This is a genomic window from Marinobacter alexandrii, assembly GCF_005871205.1.
Taxonomy (GTDB): domain Bacteria; phylum Pseudomonadota; class Gammaproteobacteria; order Pseudomonadales; family Oleiphilaceae; genus Marinobacter; species Marinobacter alexandrii.
The window spans coordinates 140,216-156,822 of the sequence record NZ_SWKM01000014.1; the positions used below are offsets into that span (position 1 = coordinate 140,216).

The 16,607-nt window shown below is 57.2% G+C and carries 16 protein-coding genes; 15 read left to right on the forward strand and 1 reads right to left on the reverse strand.

All coding sequences use genetic code 11. The features are described from left to right. Positions 1–5 precede the first annotated feature (5 nt). Both secD and secF read left to right on the forward strand, forming a co-directional pair. Complete coding sequence (secD, locus tag FCS96_RS14605; RefSeq protein ID WP_138441122.1) at positions 6–1,880, forward strand: protein translocase subunit SecD; 1,875 nt, start codon at positions 6–8, stop codon at positions 1,878–1,880. Next, entirely contained in the window at positions 1,873–2,826 is a 954-nt protein-coding gene (gene secF / locus FCS96_RS14610) for a protein translocase subunit SecF (protein ID WP_138441123.1), read from the forward strand. Before secD ends, secF begins: the two co-directional genes overlap by 8 nt. Before the next feature lie 72 nt (positions 2,827–2,898). Here secF and FCS96_RS14615 read toward each other — a convergent pair whose 3' ends face one another. Beyond that, positions 2,899–3,699 (reverse strand): inositol monophosphatase family protein, encoded by an 801-nt coding sequence (locus FCS96_RS14615; RefSeq protein WP_138441124.1) that lies wholly within the window; start codon positions 3,697–3,699, stop codon positions 2,899–2,901. 184 nt (positions 3,700–3,883) lie between these two features. Between FCS96_RS14615 and trmJ the strand changes: the two genes are divergently transcribed. From trmJ to der, 13 genes are all read left to right on the forward strand, one after another. After that, a complete protein-coding gene (gene trmJ / locus FCS96_RS14620; protein ID WP_138441425.1) occupies positions 3,884–4,747 on the forward strand; it encodes a tRNA (cytosine(32)/uridine(32)-2'-O)-methyltransferase TrmJ in 864 nt (287 codons plus the stop codon). Next, the gene (cysE, locus tag FCS96_RS14625; RefSeq protein ID WP_138441125.1) at positions 4,740–5,519 is read left to right on the forward strand and encodes a serine O-acetyltransferase; all 780 of its coding nucleotides are present in this window, start codon (positions 4,740–4,742) and stop codon (positions 5,517–5,519) included. The genes trmJ and cysE overlap by 8 nt, the downstream gene beginning before the upstream one ends. Positions 5,520–5,596: 77 nt before the next feature. Further along, complete coding sequence (iscR, locus tag FCS96_RS14630; protein WP_138441126.1) at positions 5,597–6,094, forward strand: Fe-S cluster assembly transcriptional regulator IscR; 498 nt, start codon at positions 5,597–5,599, stop codon at positions 6,092–6,094. Between the two features lie 19 nt (positions 6,095–6,113). Further along, entirely contained in the window at positions 6,114–7,262 is a 1,149-nt protein-coding gene (locus tag FCS96_RS14635) for an IscS subfamily cysteine desulfurase (protein ID WP_138441127.1), read from the forward strand. 68 nt (positions 7,263–7,330) lie between these two features. Further along, complete coding sequence (gene ndk, locus FCS96_RS14640; protein ID WP_041338786.1) at positions 7,331–7,759, forward strand: nucleoside-diphosphate kinase; 429 nt, start codon at positions 7,331–7,333, stop codon at positions 7,757–7,759. 60 nt (positions 7,760–7,819) lie between these two features. Beyond that, positions 7,820–8,932, forward strand: coding sequence for a 23S rRNA (adenine(2503)-C(2))-methyltransferase RlmN (gene rlmN, locus FCS96_RS14645; RefSeq protein ID WP_138441128.1), 1,113 nt, complete (start codon positions 7,820–7,822; stop codon positions 8,930–8,932). Positions 8,933–9,003: 71 nt separating this feature from the next. Further along, a complete protein-coding gene (pilW, locus tag FCS96_RS14650; RefSeq protein ID WP_228264119.1) occupies positions 9,004–9,786 on the forward strand; it encodes a type IV pilus biogenesis/stability protein PilW in 783 nt (260 codons plus the stop codon). Positions 9,787–9,802: 16 nt separating this feature from the next. Further along, positions 9,803–10,756, forward strand: coding sequence for a RodZ domain-containing protein (locus FCS96_RS14655; protein ID WP_228264120.1), 954 nt, complete (start codon positions 9,803–9,805; stop codon positions 10,754–10,756). Between the two features lie 35 nt (positions 10,757–10,791). Further along, positions 10,792–11,910, forward strand: a complete 1,119-nt coding sequence (ispG, locus tag FCS96_RS14660; protein WP_138441130.1) for a flavodoxin-dependent (E)-4-hydroxy-3-methylbut-2-enyl-diphosphate synthase — start codon at positions 10,792–10,794, stop codon at positions 11,908–11,910. Positions 11,911–11,962: 52 nt separating this feature from the next. Beyond that, positions 11,963–13,243: a histidine--tRNA ligase gene (hisS, locus tag FCS96_RS14665; RefSeq protein ID WP_138441131.1), complete on the forward strand. Its 1,281-nt coding sequence runs from the start codon at positions 11,963–11,965 to the stop codon at positions 13,241–13,243. A 42-nt stretch (positions 13,244–13,285) separates the two neighbouring features. Continuing rightward, the gene (locus tag FCS96_RS14670) at positions 13,286–13,939 is read left to right on the forward strand and encodes a YfgM family protein (protein ID WP_138441132.1); all 654 of its coding nucleotides are present in this window, start codon (positions 13,286–13,288) and stop codon (positions 13,937–13,939) included. A 5-nt stretch (positions 13,940–13,944) separates the two neighbouring features. Continuing rightward, positions 13,945–15,111 (forward strand): outer membrane protein assembly factor BamB, encoded by a 1,167-nt coding sequence (gene bamB / locus FCS96_RS14675; protein WP_138441427.1) that lies wholly within the window; start codon positions 13,945–13,947, stop codon positions 15,109–15,111. A 57-nt stretch (positions 15,112–15,168) separates the two neighbouring features. Beyond that, entirely contained in the window at positions 15,169–16,590 is a 1,422-nt protein-coding gene (gene der, locus FCS96_RS14680) for a ribosome biogenesis GTPase Der (RefSeq protein ID WP_138441133.1), read from the forward strand. The last annotated feature ends 17 nt before the right edge of the window (positions 16,591–16,607 follow it).

The following is a 16,607-nucleotide window of genomic DNA, read 5'->3' on the forward strand; positions in this document are numbered from 1 at the left end:
ATCCCATGCTGAATAAGTATCCGCTTTGGAAAAACCTGGTTATCCTGGTCGCCCTTGTGATCGGGTTTATTTACGCCTTGCCCAACCTTTTCCCCGACGATCACGCCATTCAGATTACTGGCGCCCGCAGCAGTACCGAAGTTAACTCAACCGTTCTGGATCGTGCTGTTAAAGCGCTTGAGTCCGAGGGGATCGAGGTAAAAAGCAGTACGCTTCAGGATCGGGATGCCCTGATTCGCCTCACCAATGGCGATGACCAGCTTCAGGCCCGTCCAATCGTCCAGGCCGCCCTAAGCAATGACTATCTGGTGGCCTTGAATATGGCGGCGTCCACGCCTGATTGGCTGAAGAGTCTTGGTGCTGGCCCGATGAAGCTTGGTCTTGATTTGCGCGGTGGTGTTCACTTCCTGCTTGAGGTCGACATGGTCACGGCGGTTAATCAGCGCCTGGAGGCCTTGTCCAGCCAGATCAAGGGTGAGCTGCGTGAAGAACGCATTCGCTACCGCGGCGGCGATGTCGAAGGTGATCGACAGATCGTACTCAGTTTCCGGGACGCGGCCGGGCGTAGTGAAGCCTTTGACCTGATTCGTGCCCAGTACAACCAGTTCCTGATGGACGAGCGCACTGTTGATGGCGAGCGTCAGATCGTGCTGTCGCTGTCTGAAGCAGAGGTACGTTCCATTCAGGAATATGCCCTGGAGCAAAATCTGACCACCATCCGTAACCGGGTTAATGAGTTGGGTGTTGCCGAGCCACTGGTTCAGCGTCAGGGTGCCGACCGGATCATCGTTGAATTGCCCGGCGTTCAGGATACGGCTCAGGCCAAGCGGGTACTTGGTGCAACCGCGAACCTGGAATTCCGCATGGAGGCCCGTCAGGATGCCTCGGCGGGTGAAGTCGAAGAATTCAGCTTTCGTGACAATCCCCAGCGTTCGGCCCGCCTTGAGCGTGACATAATCACGACTGGCAACAACGTCGCTAATGCCCAGCAGGCGTTCGATGAGAACGGTCAGCCTCAGGTCAATATCACTATGGATTCCGTGGGCGGCGACCAGATGAATCGCGCCACCCGCAACGCCATCGGTCGCCGGATGGCGGTACTCTTTATCGAGTTCCGCACAGAAACCGAAAACCGCATGGTTGATGGCGAGCTGACTTCCGTCGACAAGCGCGTCGTAGAAAAGGGCATCATCAGCCTGGCCACGGTTCAGTCGGCGCTGGGCAGCAGTTTCCGTATTACCGGTCTGGACTCCATTCCAGAAGCGGCCGAGCTGGCGCTGCTGCTGCGTGCCGGTGCGCTGGCTGCGCCCATGTACTTCGTGCAGGAGCGCACCATCGGGCCAAGCCTTGGGCAGAAAAACATCGATGCCGGTGTTATGTCGGTGGCGCTTGGTTTTGGTCTGGTTCTGCTGTACATGCTGGTCTACTACCGCGGGTTTGGCCTCATCGCCAACGTGGCATTGTCACTTAACCTGATGCTGTTGATCGCCTGCATGTCGATCCTGTCGGCAACGCTGACACTGCCAGGCATTGCCGGTATCGTGCTCACGGTCGGTATGGCGGTTGACGCCAACGTCCTGATATTTGAGCGGATACGGGAAGAATTGAAGGCAGGGCTACCACCGCAGTCGGCCATTAATTCAGGTTATTCACGGGCATTCGTTTCCATTTTCGATGCCAACATCACCACCTTGCTGGTCGCCGTCATTCTTTTTGCCATGGGCTCTGGCCCGGTGAAAGGCTTTGCCGTGACCCTGTGCCTGGGCATTCTGACGTCGATGTTCTCCGGCCTCATGGTTAGTCGCAGCATCGTGAATTTTGTATACGGCGGTCGCAAGATCGAGAAGTTGTCGATCGGAGGGAAGCTCGCAAATGTCTGAGCACGAGAAAAAACCATTTGATTTCATGGGGTTCCGGAAGATCGCTTCCGTGCTCTCCATCGCGTTGCTGGTTGCCTCCGTGGTTCTTCTGGCGGTTCGGGGGCTCGATCTCGGCATGGACTTTACCGGCGGTACGTCGGTGGAGATTGAATATGCTGAGGCTCCGGCCCTGGAAGACATCCGGAACACTCTGGGCGCTGCAGGATACGATCAGTTTGTGGTGCAGAACTTCGGTGCCGACACCACTGTGTTGGTACGGTTGGCCGAGGCAGGCAACGATGAGCTGGCGGTTGAGGTCACAAAAGCCCTGAAGGCTGACGGTGCAAGTCTTGAGTTGGTAAGCTCGGAGTTTATCGGCTCCCAGGTAGGTGAGGAATTGCGGGAAGACAGTGGTCTTGGTCTGCTGCTCGCCCTGGCGGTGGTATTGATCTACGTTGGCATGCGCTTCCAGTTCAAGTTCGGTATCGCCTCGGTACTGCCGTTGGCTCACGATGTCATCATCGTGTTGGGTGTATTCTCGCTGTTCCAGTGGACCTTTGATTTGACCGTTCTGGCGGCACTGCTGGCGGTCATCGGTTACTCGCTGAACGACACCATCGTGGTGGCTGATCGCATCCGCGAGAACTTCCGCAAGATGCGGGTGGGTGATTCCTGGCACATCATCAATACCTCGATTCATCAGACCATCAGCCGGACCATCAACACATCCGGAACCACTCTCGTGGTGTTGTTTTCGTTATACCTGCTTGGTGGTGAGGCAATCAATAACTTTGCCCTGGCGCTGATCATCGGTGTTGTGGTGGGTACCTATTCCTCCATCTACGTGTCGGCAAACCTGCTGCTGGCGTTCGGTGTGTCGCGGGAAGATCTCGCGCTGCCTTCGAAAGAAGGCGCCGCTACCGATGAGCAAGAGGAAGAGCCGCCGGAGTGGTTGAATCGCATGTAACCTGTTTTACAGGCGTAAAAAAACCGCCATCCCTCAGGGGTGGCGGTTTTTTTGTGGCTGCCTGAAACGCGCTTAGCGCGGCAGGCGCCCCCGGAACGGGTGCAGGACTTTCAGTACTTCCCGGAACAGCTTGGGGTTAGCTACGACGAGCTGACGGGCACCACCGGTAGAGGGGTTGCCTGAGAAGTCGCCGGTCAACGCGCCGGATTCCATGGCCAGGGTCACGCCCAGGTCAAGGTCCACGGTTTCGGGGCGGAAGATGATCGCGGCATCGAGGCTGCCGGCAGACACGCGTGCAATGTCCAGAACCACACAGCCTGACGTCCGGAACATGGCTGACTCGCTGGCCACTACGGAAGCCATTTCACCCCACAATTGGGCGTCTTCATTCTTCCGGGCCTGATCCAGCAAGTTGGTGGCAATAGCCGCTTGCTTGCTGTGTTTGATTTCAGAGGCGCGAACCCGACGGCTGTTCAGCGCTGCACCGTGTCCACGGCTGGCCGAGTATTCCTCGCCGGTAACGGGGTTGATCACCAAGAGGTTTTCGGTACGGTTGTTGCGCTTTTGCGCCAGGGCCAGGGCGAATTCCGGGATGCCTCGAAGGAAGTTTTCGCGACCCAGAACCGTAAAGACGTGCCAGCTTTTTTCGCTGTCACCCGCATTCGCTTCATTCAGAGGCGCGATGCTGTGGTCCTTGTAGGCCTTTTCGAGTTGCTCCGCAAAATTGTCGTAAATCGACTGCTCGACCCGTTCCAGCTGTTGCCGACGCTCAGCGTCGTCCTTGCCGGTGGGTTCCTGGCGCTCAAAATGGGCTTTCAAATAATCGGACCCCTGACGCGCTACGCGCAGGGCCATTTTTATAGCTGGTTGCATCTGAGTGTTCGTTATCCGGGTGTGTGAAGGGCGGGTATCATAGCAAAAGATCACCCCTCTTGTATGTTTTTTGGCTTAGCAATACCACGGATAGCAATGGATTAGGGCATCTTGGGAGGGGCGATAGGTGTCCTGTTTCTGGTATCATTTCTACTACTATCCACTCAGCTTGGGCCTGTTCGCAATGCACAAACCGGCACTTCCCATCGAAGGCACCGATACATTTGAAGATCAGATCAGAATTGTTCTGGTCGAGACGTCACACTCCGGCAATATTGGCGCGGTGGCCCGCGCCATGAAAAACATGGGGCTTGGCAATCTGTGGCTGGTGAACCCGAGTTCATTCCCCGACGAGACGTCCTATGCCCGCTCCGCCGGAGCCTCTGACATTCTGGATCGCGCGCAAGTGGTGTCATCATTGGAGCAGGCGCTTGGGGACTGTTCCCTGGTGATGGGCACTAGTGCTCGTGGACGCAAAGTGCCCTGGCCGGTGATCGCGCCGCCGGAAGCCGCCGTCGCAGCCGCAGAGAATGCGGTAAACGGGCCGGTGGCCCTGGTTTTTGGTCGGGAGAATCACGGGCTCAGCAACGATGAGCTGCAGCGGTGTCATTACCACATCCATATCCCGTCAAATCCGGACTACAGTTCGCTGAATCTGGCCATGGCGGTTCAGGTCATGTGTTATGAATTGCGCATGCACCACCTGCGTGGTCTTGAAGGTGGCGAAGGAAGCCCCTATTTAAAGCCGATGACCGCGCCGGGCGATCCTGGCTGGGATGTGCCGCCGGCACCTGTCAACGACGTCGAAGGCTTTTTCGGGCACCTTGAGCAAGTTCTGGTAGATGTCGAGTTTCATCGTCGGGATAACCCGCGTCAGCTGATGACGCGTCTGCGCCGGCTTTTTCAGCGCGCAAGGATGGATCAGATGGAAATCAATATCCTCAGGGGCATACTGACGTCGGTGCAAAAGGCCGTGGGTGCCGAAGATAACCGTAAATCAACCGAGGCCGAAGCGAAGGCTGCGGGACAGGAAGATGGCCATGTTTGAACGTTTAAGGGAAGACATCAACAGTGTGTTCCACCGGGATCCGGCCGCCAGGAACACGTTTGAGGTCCTGACCAACTATCCGGGACTGCACGCGCTGCTGTTTCATCGGTTTGCCCACTGGCTATGGGGGCTGGGGTTGAAGTGGATTGCTCGCACGATCTCCACCATTGCTCGCTGGTTGACTGGTATCGAGATCCATCCGGGCGCAACCATTGGCCGCCGGTTCTTTATTGACCACGGCATGGGTGTAGTCATTGGCGAAACCACCATCATCGGTGACGATGTCACGTTGTATCAGGGTGTGACCCTGGGCGGCACCAGCTGGAACAAGGGTAAGCGGCATCCCACCATTGGTAATGGTGTGGTGGTCGGTGCTGGCGCCAAGATCCTCGGGCCCTTTGAGGTCGGGGCAGGGGCAAAAGTTGGCTCAAATTCAGTTGTCACCAAGGCGGTTCCTGAAGGTGCAACCGTGGTTGGGATTCCCGGTCGCATCATCGTCAAGCCCAAGGGCGAGGAGGACGACCAGCGCCGCAAAGAGATGGAAGAGCGGATGGGCTTCGATGCCTACGGCGTGACTGAGGAAATGCCGGATCCGGTTGCCCGTGCAGTGCGGTCGCTGTTGGATCACATGCACGCGGTGGACGATCGGATCGAGAATATGTGCAAGGCATTGCGCAAGGTTAATAGCGAATATCAGAATGGCGCGTTGCCGCCGTTGCAGGAAGAGGACTTTGACTGCGTGCGCGATGACAGTGATGGCACCCGGGGCTGAATACTTGACTGTTTTAGTGGGTCAATTCATACTCGCTGCTGTGAATCGCGATTCAATCCCATCATGGGGCTGATGTTATGAAGTTGACCACCAAAGGCCGCTACGCCGTAACGGCAATGTTGGACTTGGCTCTGCATGGAGACCAGGGGCCGGTGAGTCTGGCCGATATTTCAGCCCGTCAAGAAATTTCGCTGTCCTATCTTGAGCAGCTCTTTTCTCGTCTACGTAGACAGAATCTCGTGATCAGCGTTCGTGGCCCTGGGGGCGGTTATCGCCTTAGCCGGGAAGCTGGCGCGGTGTTCATTGCGGAAGTTGTGGACGCGGTGAGCGAATCCTTGGATACCACCCGATGTGGTAACAAGGGTGACTGTCAGAAGGGCGAGAAATGCCTGACTCACCACCTGTGGTCCGATCTGAGTGATCAGATCCATCAGTTCCTGAGCGAAATCAGCCTCGGTGACCTGATGGCAAAACAGGAAATCCGCAAGGTTGCGGACCGGCAGAACCAGCGTCAGTCAGACAACGGCTCTGAAACGATCAATACCGAACGCCTGTCCGATCAGGCGCCGGCCTGAAACTATACTCCTTACGCCCATGAATAAGCCCGTATATCTGGATTATGCGGCGACGACGCCCGTTGCGCCGTCTGTCGCTGAAGAAATGGTGAAGTATCTTACCCTGGATGGGGTGTTTGGTAACCCGGCTTCCCGCTCTCACGCTTACGGTTGGCAAGCAGAGGCTGCGGTTGAGTCCGCGCGTCGGCAGGTTGCCGAATTGATCAACGCGGATCCCCGGGAAATTGTCTGGACGTCGGGCGCCACCGAGTCAGACAACCTAGCCATCAAAGGGGCGGTTGCCGGTCGTGATAACCCGCACATCGTTACCTCTATCATCGAGCACAAGGCAGTACTGGATACCTGTAAGTGGCTTGAACAGCATGGGGTTGAAGTGACCTGGCTGACGCCGGGGCCGGACGGCCGAATCCGGCCCGAGCAGGTAACCGAAGCGCTCCGGGGCAACACGGTGCTGGTCAGCCTGATGTTGGTAAACAACGAACTTGGCTGCATTACCGATGTTGCCGGTATTGGCCGCATCCTGCGCGAGCGCGGCGTTCTGTTTCATGTGGATGCGGCGCAAGCAGCCGGGAAAATGCCAGTGGATGTCAGTGCGCTGTCCGTGGACTTGATGTCACTGTCCGGCCACAAGGTGTATGGCCCCAAGGGCGTCGGTGCGCTTTATGTCAGGCGCTCGCCAGATGTACGTATTGAAGCCCAGATTCATGGCGGTGGGCACGAACGGGGCATGCGCTCGGGAACCTTGCCGACTCATCAGATTGTCGGCATGGGCAAGGCGTTTGCCATCGCCAAAGACGGCCTGGAATCGGAAACGGCGCACCTGGAGCAGCTTCGGGCTTCGTTTCTGCAAGGACTTGCGGACCTTGATGGTGTCACTCTGAACGGCAGTAAGGAGTATCGGGTGCCCGGTATCGTCAATCTGTCGTTCGAAGGGGTTGAGGCGGAATCCCTGATGGTGGGGCTGCGTGATCTCGCGGTATCGTCAGGATCAGCCTGCGCATCGGCGACTATTGAGCCTTCCTTTGTCCTGCGTGGTATCGGCTTGAGTGATGAGTTGGCCCATCGGGCACTGCGTTTCTCCTTCGGCCGATTCAGTACCGCCGAAGAAGCCACCTTTGCAGCGTCCCAAATTGTTGATGTTGTTAGCCGCCTGCGTGCAGTGCGGTAGGCAGTTGGCCCCGGACTGCGTATAATCGCAGGCCTGAATTTTAACCCGAACCTTACTGGAGAAAGATCATGGCAAATGAGCGCACGCTCTCTATTATCAAGCCCGACGCGGTTGCAAAGAACGTAATCGGCGAAATCTACAGCCGCTTTGAAAAGGCCGGCCTGAACATTGTTGCCGCCAAGATGATGCACCTGACCCAGGAGCAAGCCGAGGGCTTCTACGCTGAGCACAAAGAGCGTCCGTTCTTTAACGATCTGGTTGCGTTCATGACCTCTGGACCGGTTGTTGTTCAGGCTCTGGAAGGCGAAGGTGCCATCCTCAAGAACCGTGACCTGATGGGTGCAACTAACCCGAAGGAAGCCGAAGCCGGTACTATCCGCGCCGATTTCGCATCGTCCATCGATGCCAATGCCGTTCACGGCTCCGACTCTGCAGCGTCTGCAGAGCGTGAAATCGCGTATTTTTTCAATGACAACGAGATCTGCCCGCGCGGCTGATTTTGTTGATCGGGGGTGGCGGTGCCACCCCCGAATTGGTTATTTGATCGAGGTTATAAGATGACAGCGGCCGCTGAAAAAACGAATCTTCTGGGGATGCCGAAAGCAAAACTTGAGGCTTTCTTTGAGTCCCTGGGCGAGAAACGTTTTCGTGCCACCCAAGTTTTGCAATGGATTCATCAGCGTGGTGCCGATGACTTCGATCAAATGACCAATATGAGCAAATCCCTGCGCGAGAAACTGAAGGAAGTGGCAGAGATTCGTGGACCCGAAGTTGTCTACGATGAGACGTCCAAAGACGGCACCCGTAAGTGGGTGATGCGCATGGACAACGGCAACAATGTTGAGACCGTCCTGATTCCGGATGGCGAGCGTGGAACGCTGTGCGTGTCGTCACAGATTGGCTGCAGCCTTGACTGCACTTTCTGCTCCACCGGTAAACGCGGCTTCAACCGAAACCTGACCGCAGCAGAAGTGATCGGTCAGGTGTGGGTGGCAAGAAAGGCGTTTATGCCGTTCGAGCCCGGTCCGGACCGCCCGATTACCAACGTGGTGATGATGGGCATGGGCGAGCCGCTGCTGAATTTTGACAACGTTGTCGATGCCATGAACCTCATGATGGAAGATCTGGCGTACGGCATCTCCAAACGTCGCGTGACGCTGAGTACCTCTGGCGTTGTCCCTGCACTTGATCGCCTGGCTGAGGTTACTGATGTTTCATTGGCGATTTCACTGCACGCGCCCAATGATGAGTTGCGTAACAAGCTGGTCCCGCTCAACAAGAAGTACCCGATAGCTGAGCTGTTGGCCGCGACCAAGCGCTACTTTGCCAGGCTGCCCGACAAGCGTAAGGCGACTATTGAATACACGGTTATTGAAGGCATGAACGACCAGCCGGAGCACGCCCATGAACTGGCGGTGCTGCTGAAAGATCTGCCATGCAAGATCAACCTGATTCCGTTTAACCCGTTCCCGGAAAGCGATTTCCGTCGGCCGAGCATGAACGCCACTCGCCGGTTCCAGAAGGTGCTGAACGAGGCCGGGCACATTGCAACCATCAGAACGACTCGTGGCGATGACATTGACGCCGCGTGCGGTCAGTTGGTGGGTAAGGTTGAAGACAGAACTCGACGGAGTCAGCGATACATCGAAGTGCGTCAGGTAAATCCCTGAAACGGAACTGACAAAAAATAAACAGTAACGAGGAATGCAAAACTGTGACCTATAGATCAACGAGCTGGCGTTTGTCTGTGATAGCGGCCCTGACGTTGGTCGCCTCATTGGTTACAGGTTGTGTCACCACTACCGATAGCCGGTTCTCCCGCGAGGCGGACCGGCAGGAAGCCATAGCTGATTACGTCCAGCTGGCCACGGCCTACATCGGGCAGGGCAACCTTGAGCGAGCCCGTCATCACCTTGAGCGCGCTCTGGATCTCGATTCCGACAGCGCCGGGGCCCTGGCTGCAATGGGACTGATCTACAACGCTGAAGGCGAAGCTGCGCTGGCCGAGAAGAGCTTTAAGCGGGCGATCTCATCGGACTCAGACTACACCCGCGCACGGGTCTATTACGGTGCATTCCTCTATGGCCAGGGCCGCATGGATGAGGCCGTTAGTCAGTTCCGTTTGGCCTCACGAGATACTGAATATAAAGATCGCGGCTCGGTGTTCTTCAATCTGGGCATGACTCAAGAGCGTCTGCAGGAACTGGACGCCGCCACATCTTCCTACCGCAGAGCCGTTGAACTGACCCGGGGCGACGCCCGATCGCTGCTTGCGCTCTCACGGGTGCTGGCAGAGCAGGGGGAGTTCAATGCTGCCTCCCGTTATTACGCCCGCCTCTCCATGATGATGCAGAAAAACGACCGCCTGCGGCATTCTCCGGAAAGCCTGCTGACCGGTATTCGCATCGCCCATCATTTGAATAACCGAAATCAGGAAGCCAGCCTGGCCCTGCAGCTGAAGAATAATTTCCCGGAGTCAGTCGAGTATCAGCAATATAAGGCACTGATGTCCAATGGCGATTGAAGAAAACCTAGATGTAATGACAAGCGATCCAGTGGGCCTGCAGTTGAAGCGGGCACGTGAGCAGAAAGGATTGAGTGACAGCGAGGTCGCCCAGGCCCAGCACTTGCGGCCCGCCGTGATTCAGGCGATTGAGGCCGGAGAATACGGCCAGGTTGACAGCGAACTGTTTCTGAAAGGGTATGTCAGAGCTTATGCCCGCCAGGTGGGGCTGGACGATAACAAGATTATTGCCGATCTGGACCGCGAGCTGGAGCCACTGCGACAGAAACGGGAGCAGGAAGTTGAAGCCAATCCTCTGGTCGACATTGAACGTCGGCGCCGGAGAAAGCGCCGCCTTGCCAGGGTGGTGTTGCTGCTGAGTGTGGCAGCGCTGGCCGGTTACCTGGTGTTTGCATTCGTCCTGCCGGAGTCAGACATGACAGCACCGGCGGAATCAACAGAGGCGCCGGTAACGGAAGAATCGCCGGAGGTCGACTCCGAACAGGCGGTTGCAAGTGAAGAACCTTCCACTCTGGCGTCGCAAGTGCCTGCAATGCCAGTGGTTGAAGAACCGGAAACTCCCCAGCCTGAGGCGGAGATCGTCGAAGAACCGGCAACTGATCCGGTGATGGACAGCGCCGCGGACGATAGCGTGCCGGTTGCGCCGATCGAGACTGGTTCGGTAGCCGCACCGGCCACGGAATCGGTAATCCAGGAGCCTTCGGAGCCGGTGGCGGTGACAGAAACCGGTCGGCTGCAGATCAGTTTTCGCGCTGATTGCTGGGTTCAGGTTAGTGATGCCGACGGCGAACGACTGGTAAACTCTCTGCAAAGGGACGGTGACCGGATCGATGTGTCCGGTGATACTCCGTTCAGGGTAGTGATCGGTGCGGTAAGCGCGGTCGATTCTATCCGTTTTCAGAACGAGCCTGTGGATATGGGCGATTTTCGCGTGGTCAACAATCGCTCAGAATTCACCCTGGCGAATTGAAACTTGATGAACTTATTGATATCGGTCAGCACTCCATGAAGCACGAATCCCCGATCGTTAGACGCAAATCCCGCCAGATCATGGTGGGCAATGTACCTGTTGGTGGTGATGCGCCGATTGCGGTTCAGAGCATGACCAACACCAACACCCTCGATGTGAACGCCACCGTTGGCCAGGTCCGGGCGCTGGAAGAGGCCGGTGCTGATATCGTGCGTGTGTCGGTACCGTCAATGGATGCTGCTGAAGCCTTCGGCAAGATTCGCGAGCAGGTGTCAGTTCCGTTGGTTGCGGACATCCATTTTGACCACAAGATTGCACTTCGGGTGGCAGAACTGGGTGTCGACTGCCTTCGCATTAATCCCGGCAACATTGGTCGGGAAGACCGTGTCAGTGCCGTGATCAGCGCTGCCCGCGACCGCAACATTCCCATTCGTATTGGTGTTAACGCCGGGTCCCTGGAAAAGGAACTGCAGCGTAAGTATGGCGAGCCAACCGCAGATGCTCTGGTTGAGTCGGCCATGAGACATATCGACATTCTCGACCGTCACGATTTTCAGGACTTCAAGGTGAGCCTCAAGGCTTCCGAGGTATTCATGACCGTGGCGGCCTACCGTAATCTCGCGGCGCAGATTGAACAGCCGCTGCACCTGGGGATCACCGAGGCCGGTGGCTTCCGCTCAGGAACGGTGAAATCCTCGATTGGGCTGGGCATGTTGTTGATGGATGGCATCGGCGACACCATCCGGGTTTCCCTGGCTGCTGATCCGGTTCAGGAAGTGAAAGTCGGATATGACATTCTCAAGAGCCTTCGTCTCCGTAGCCGCGGCATCAACTTCATCGCTTGCCCGAGCTGCTCCCGTCAGAACTTTGATGTTATCCAGACCATGAACGATCTGGAGGCGCGTCTGGAAGACGTGAATACGGCCATGGATGTTGCCATCATTGGCTGCATCGTGAATGGTCCGGGCGAGGCCAAGGTAGCTGACATCGGCCTGACCGGCGGCAGCCCGAAAAACCTGTTTTACATGGCGGGTAAACCGAATCAGAAGCTCGACAATGCGAACCTTACCGACGACCTTGAGCGCCTGATCCGAGAGGAAGTGGCGCGGCGCAAGGAAGAGGAAGACGCTATCATTGCCCGCTCAGGAAACTGATAGCACACGGTTTTCCGGCACCATCATCCAGACACACGTTTAAGGGTTTAACTTGGCTAAGATTCAGGCAATTCGCGGGATGAACGATATCCTGCCGGAGCAGACGCCCGTTTGGCAGTTTGTTGAGGGCAAAGTACGAAAGGTTCTTGCCCAGTATGGGTACCAGGAAATTCGTATGCCCATTGTCGAGCAGACCGATCTGTTCAAACGCTCCATCGGAGAAGTAACCGACATCGTCGAAAAGGAAATGTACACCTTCGACGATCGCAACGGGGACAGCCTGACCCTGCGCCCTGAGGGCACGGCCGGCTGTGTGCGAGCAGCCGAAGAACACGGGCTTCTGTTCAACCAGACGCGCCGACTCTGGTACACCGGCCCCATGTTCCGGCACGAACGTCCGCAGAAGGGGCGCTATCGTCAATTTCACCAGATTGGTGTCGAGTGTTTCGGCATGGCCGGACCGGATATCGACGCCGAGCTGCTGATACTGACAGCCCGCCTGTGGCGTGAGCTGGGATTGGCGGAGCATACCCGCCTGGAAATCAACTCCATTGGCACGTCAGAGGCCCGCAAGGTCTACCGACAGGCCCTGGTGGAGTACCTTAGCCAGTACAAAACCGACCTGGATGCAGACAGTCAGCGTCGCCTGGAGACAAATCCGTTGCGGATCCTCGACAGCAAGGACCCGGCAACACGCAGCATTCTGGAAAACGCCCCGAATCTTGACCAGTACCTGGATGACGATTCCCGCGCCCACTTTGACCGTTTGCGCGAGCTGCTGGACGCAGCTGGGATCGAATACACCATTAATCCTGCACTGGTTCGCGGTCTGGACTATTACGGCAAGACTGTCTTTGAGTGGATCACCGACAGCCTTGGTGCCCAGGGCACGGTCTGTGCCGGTGGCCGTTACGACGGTCTGGTGGAGCAGCTCGGTGGAAAACCTACCCGTGCCGTTGGCTTTGCCATGGGACTTGAGCGCCTTATTCTGCTGCTCGAGACGCTCGACCTGATTCCCGAGCATGTGAACAACAACGCCGACGTCTACGTCACGGCTATGGGAGACGGCGCCCTGGCGTCGGCGCTGGCATTGGCTGAGGAGCTGCGGGCTGAACTGCCGAATGCGGTGATTATTTCCCACTGCGGCGGCGGCAGCTTCAAGAGCCAAATGAAAAAGGCTGACAAAAGCGGCGCTCGCTATGCCATCATCCTCGGCGAGAACGAAGTGGCCAACGGCCGCGTGGGGTTGAAACCCCTGCGTTCGGATGAACTCCAGCAGGATCTGGCGCGGGATGAGCTGGCCTCGTCACTGACTGCCGCTCTCAAACACTGACGTTTACTAAAAATAGCAACGAATTCGACTACAGGAGTCATCATGGCTGAACTGCGCACCGAAGAGGAACAGGTCCAGGCGATCAAAGACTGGTGGAAAAAGAATGGTAGTTCACTGCTGATCGGTATCGGCGCCGCACTGGCGATCGTGTTCGGCTGGCAGGCCTGGCAGAACCACGAAGCCCAACAGCGCACCGAAGCCGCGAACCAGTTCGCCAACCTCTTGAATGCTTTCAGCGACCAGTCTGACGAAACCAGCGGTGAAACCGTAGCCTTCGTTGCCCAGACCCTTCGTGAGGACTACACCGATAGCGCCTACGCGGTCTACGGCAACCTGATCCTGGCCCGTCAGCAGCTGATGGCTGGGGAGTCTGAAGCCGCTATTGAAGCGCTAAAATGGGCGCTTGAGAAGAGTGGCGAGCAGCAGGCACTGACCCTGGTTGTGCGCAGCCGCCTGGCCCGCGCCCAGTTTGATGCCGGTCAGTACGACGAAGCACTGGTTACCATCGATGAGGCGGCCGAGGCAGACAGCTTCAATGCCATTTTCTCGGAACTTCGGGGTGATATCCTGCTGGCACAGGGTGATCGGGACGGTGCCCGTGACGCCTATCTGGCCGCACGAGAGCAGAGTCAGCAGGGCCGCAGTGGCATCCTTGAGCTGAAACTGTCTGATCTTGGTGTAGGGGAGGATGCCTGATGCGGATGTCTCGCACCGGGTGTGTTCGCGGGCTTCTCGCCACTGGGATGCTGACCGTCATCGGGTTGGCCGGGTGTAGCACCACGGATACCTTCGAGCAGCCGGCGCCGGTCCCGGAAATTGAAAGCTCCGTTGAGTTCGATCAGGTTTGGAGCATGTCCGTTGGTGACGGTCATGACGGTGAATTTCTTTACCTCACGCCCCTGAATACGGGCGAGACTCTGTATGCAGCCTCGGCTGACGGTGAAGTGTACGCGGTGCAGGCCGAGAACGGTAAGGTGCTTTGGCAATCAGAGTTGGAGGATCGGATCTTCGCCGGTGTTGGCGGCGACAACGACCGTCTGTACCTGACCACTCGAGAAGCCGATCTGCTGGCGCTGTCCCGTGAAGACGGATCCGAGCTTTGGCGGGCTTCATTGCCGACAGAAGTGCTGGCCACCCCGCAGTCCAATGGACGTCTGGTGGTCGCTCAAACCACCGACGGTCGGGTACTGGCCTTTGATGCGACTAACGGTGAGAAGGTCTGGCAATACGACGGCGTTGTGCCTGTGCTTTCCATGCGGGCCGCTGCGGCTCCGCTGGTCGGAGGCGATGTAGTGATTGCCTCGTTTGCCAACGGCAAGCTGGTGGCACTCAGTGCTGAGGCCGGACAGCCGTTATGGCAATACGAAGTGGGTGAACCCCAGGGCCGTACCGAACTGGAGCGCCTGGTAGACATCGCAGGCCAGCCGCTGGTGATTGATTCAGCCATTCTGGTGGTGGGTTATCAGGGCAAACTGGCCCTGGTGGACATCCGCACAGGCCAGGAAATCTGGAGTCGTAAAGCCTCCAGTCTGTATTCGCCGATGATTGGCGACGGCAATATCTATCTGGCCTCCGCCAATGGCGAAATCGTAGCCCTTCGTGGATCTGATCGCCGTGAGCTTTGGCTGCAGGATCGTCTGGCCTGGCGTCAGCTGACACAGCCCATGGTGGTGGATGAGTACCTGGTGACCGGTGATTTCGAGGGTTATCTGCACATTCTGGACAGCAAGGACGGCAGTCTGCAGGGCCAGCTTGAATTCGATGATGAGGGTATACGCGTACCTGCACAACGCTTGCGCAATGGTAATCTGCTGGTCTTTGGCAACAGCGGTGATATGGCGGTGTTTGAACTCCGTGCCGTTGAGTGAAATTCTCCAGCCTGGCGACGACGCCGGGCTGTTTTCCTTTTTTTGTAGCGATCTATTATGACCCCAGTAATTGCCCTTGTCGGCCGCCCAAACGTAGGCAAGTCGACGCTTTTCAACCAGATGACCCGATCCCGGGATGCACTGGTCGCGGATTTTCCCGGCCTTACCCGCGATCGCAAGTATGGTGAGGGTAACTATGAGGGTCAGCGTTTTATCGTCATCGATACCGGCGGCCTGACTGGTGACGAAGAAGGACTCGATGCGGAAATGGCCCGACAGTCGATGCAGGCTGTGGAAGAAGCCGACATCGTTCTGTTCCTGGTAGATGGCCGTGCCGGTTTGACCGGCGGTGATGAGACCATTGCCAACCACCTGCGCCGCTCCGGTAAGCAGGCGCACCTGGTCGTCAACAAAACCGATGGCCAAGACCCTGATATTGCCGCTGTGGATTTCTACAGCCTGGGTTACGAATCCACTTTCCTGATTGCGGCCTCCCATAACCGGGGTATCCGGTCGATGCTGGAATTATTGCTGCCATCAGAGGAAGAGCGTGAAGCTGCCGATCGCGCGGACAAGTACCCGGGTATCCGGATTGGCGTGGTCGGGCGCCCGAACGTGGGCAAATCGACGCTGGTCAACCGCATGCTGGGTGAGGACCGGGTCGTGGTCTACGACATGCCGGGGACTACCCGCGACAGTGTCTACATCCCTTACGAGCGTCAGGGGCATGAATACACCCTGATCGATACCGCCGGCGTTCGTCGCCGGAAGAACGTTCGGGAAACCGTCGAGAAGTTCTCCATCATCAAGACCCTGCAGGCCATTGATGACGCCCACGTGGTTATTCTGGTGATTGACGCGAGGGAAGGGCTGGTTGATCAGGATTTGCACCTGATTGGCTTTGTTCTCGATGCTGGCCGATCGCTGGTGGTTGCCGTAAACAAGTGGGACGGCATGGACCCTGACGACCGGGCCAAGGTTAAGGAACAGGTTCGGCGCCGACTCGACTTCCTGGACTACGCCGACAAGCATTACATTTCGGCGCTGCACGGCTCCGGTGTCGGGGTTATGTACGATTCGGTTCAGGACTGCTATGAATCCGCCATGGCCAAGTGGCCCACCAACCGTCTGACCGCGATCCTTCAGGACGCTATTGCGCAGCACCAGCCACCGATGGTTCATGGGCGGCGGATCAAGCTTCGTTTCGCCCACCAGGGTGGGTCCAACCCGCCTGTTATCGTAGTCCATGGCAACCAGGTGGATGCGTTGCCGGGCTCCTACAAGCGCTATCTTGAAAATACCTTCCGCAAAGTCCTGAAGGTGACGGGCTCGCCCATTCGCTTCGAATTCAAGTCGGGCGAAAACCCGTTTGCCGGTAAGGTAGATCGCCTCACGCCGCGCCAAAAGGTAAAGCAGGACAACGATCTGAAGAAGGGTCGGCGGATCAAGAAAACCCGCCAGAAAAGTCTCAAACGCTGAGTGGCTGGGGGCTGGGA

What these genes read in the sequence shown, in the direction of transcription:
- secD (WP_138441122.1), top strand. Translation starts at nt 6, where the DNA reads ATGCTGAATAAGTATCCGCTTTGGAAAAACCTGGTTATCCTGGTCGCC.
- secF (WP_138441123.1), top strand. Translation starts at nt 1,873, where the DNA reads ATGTCTGAGCACGAGAAAAAACCATTTGATTTCATGGGGTTCCGGAAG.
- FCS96_RS14615 (WP_138441124.1), bottom strand. Translation starts at nt 3,699, where the DNA reads ATGCAACCAGCTATAAAAATGGCCCTGCGCGTAGCGCGTCAGGGGTCC.
- trmJ (WP_138441425.1), top strand. Translation starts at nt 3,884, where the DNA reads ATGCACAAACCGGCACTTCCCATCGAAGGCACCGATACATTTGAAGAT.
- cysE (WP_138441125.1), top strand. Translation starts at nt 4,740, where the DNA reads ATGTTTGAACGTTTAAGGGAAGACATCAACAGTGTGTTCCACCGGGAT.
- iscR (WP_138441126.1), top strand. Translation starts at nt 5,597, where the DNA reads ATGAAGTTGACCACCAAAGGCCGCTACGCCGTAACGGCAATGTTGGAC.
- FCS96_RS14635 (WP_138441127.1), top strand. Translation starts at nt 6,114, where the DNA reads ATGAATAAGCCCGTATATCTGGATTATGCGGCGACGACGCCCGTTGCG.
- ndk (WP_041338786.1), top strand. Translation starts at nt 7,331, where the DNA reads ATGGCAAATGAGCGCACGCTCTCTATTATCAAGCCCGACGCGGTTGCA.
- rlmN (WP_138441128.1), top strand. Translation starts at nt 7,820, where the DNA reads ATGACAGCGGCCGCTGAAAAAACGAATCTTCTGGGGATGCCGAAAGCA.
- FCS96_RS14655 (WP_228264120.1), top strand. Translation starts at nt 9,803, where the DNA reads ATGACAAGCGATCCAGTGGGCCTGCAGTTGAAGCGGGCACGTGAGCAG.
- ispG (WP_138441130.1), top strand. Translation starts at nt 10,792, where the DNA reads ATGAAGCACGAATCCCCGATCGTTAGACGCAAATCCCGCCAGATCATG.
- FCS96_RS14670 (WP_138441132.1), top strand. Translation starts at nt 13,286, where the DNA reads ATGGCTGAACTGCGCACCGAAGAGGAACAGGTCCAGGCGATCAAAGAC.
- bamB (WP_138441427.1), top strand. Translation starts at nt 13,945, where the DNA reads ATGTCTCGCACCGGGTGTGTTCGCGGGCTTCTCGCCACTGGGATGCTG.
- der (WP_138441133.1), top strand. Translation starts at nt 15,169, where the DNA reads ATGACCCCAGTAATTGCCCTTGTCGGCCGCCCAAACGTAGGCAAGTCG.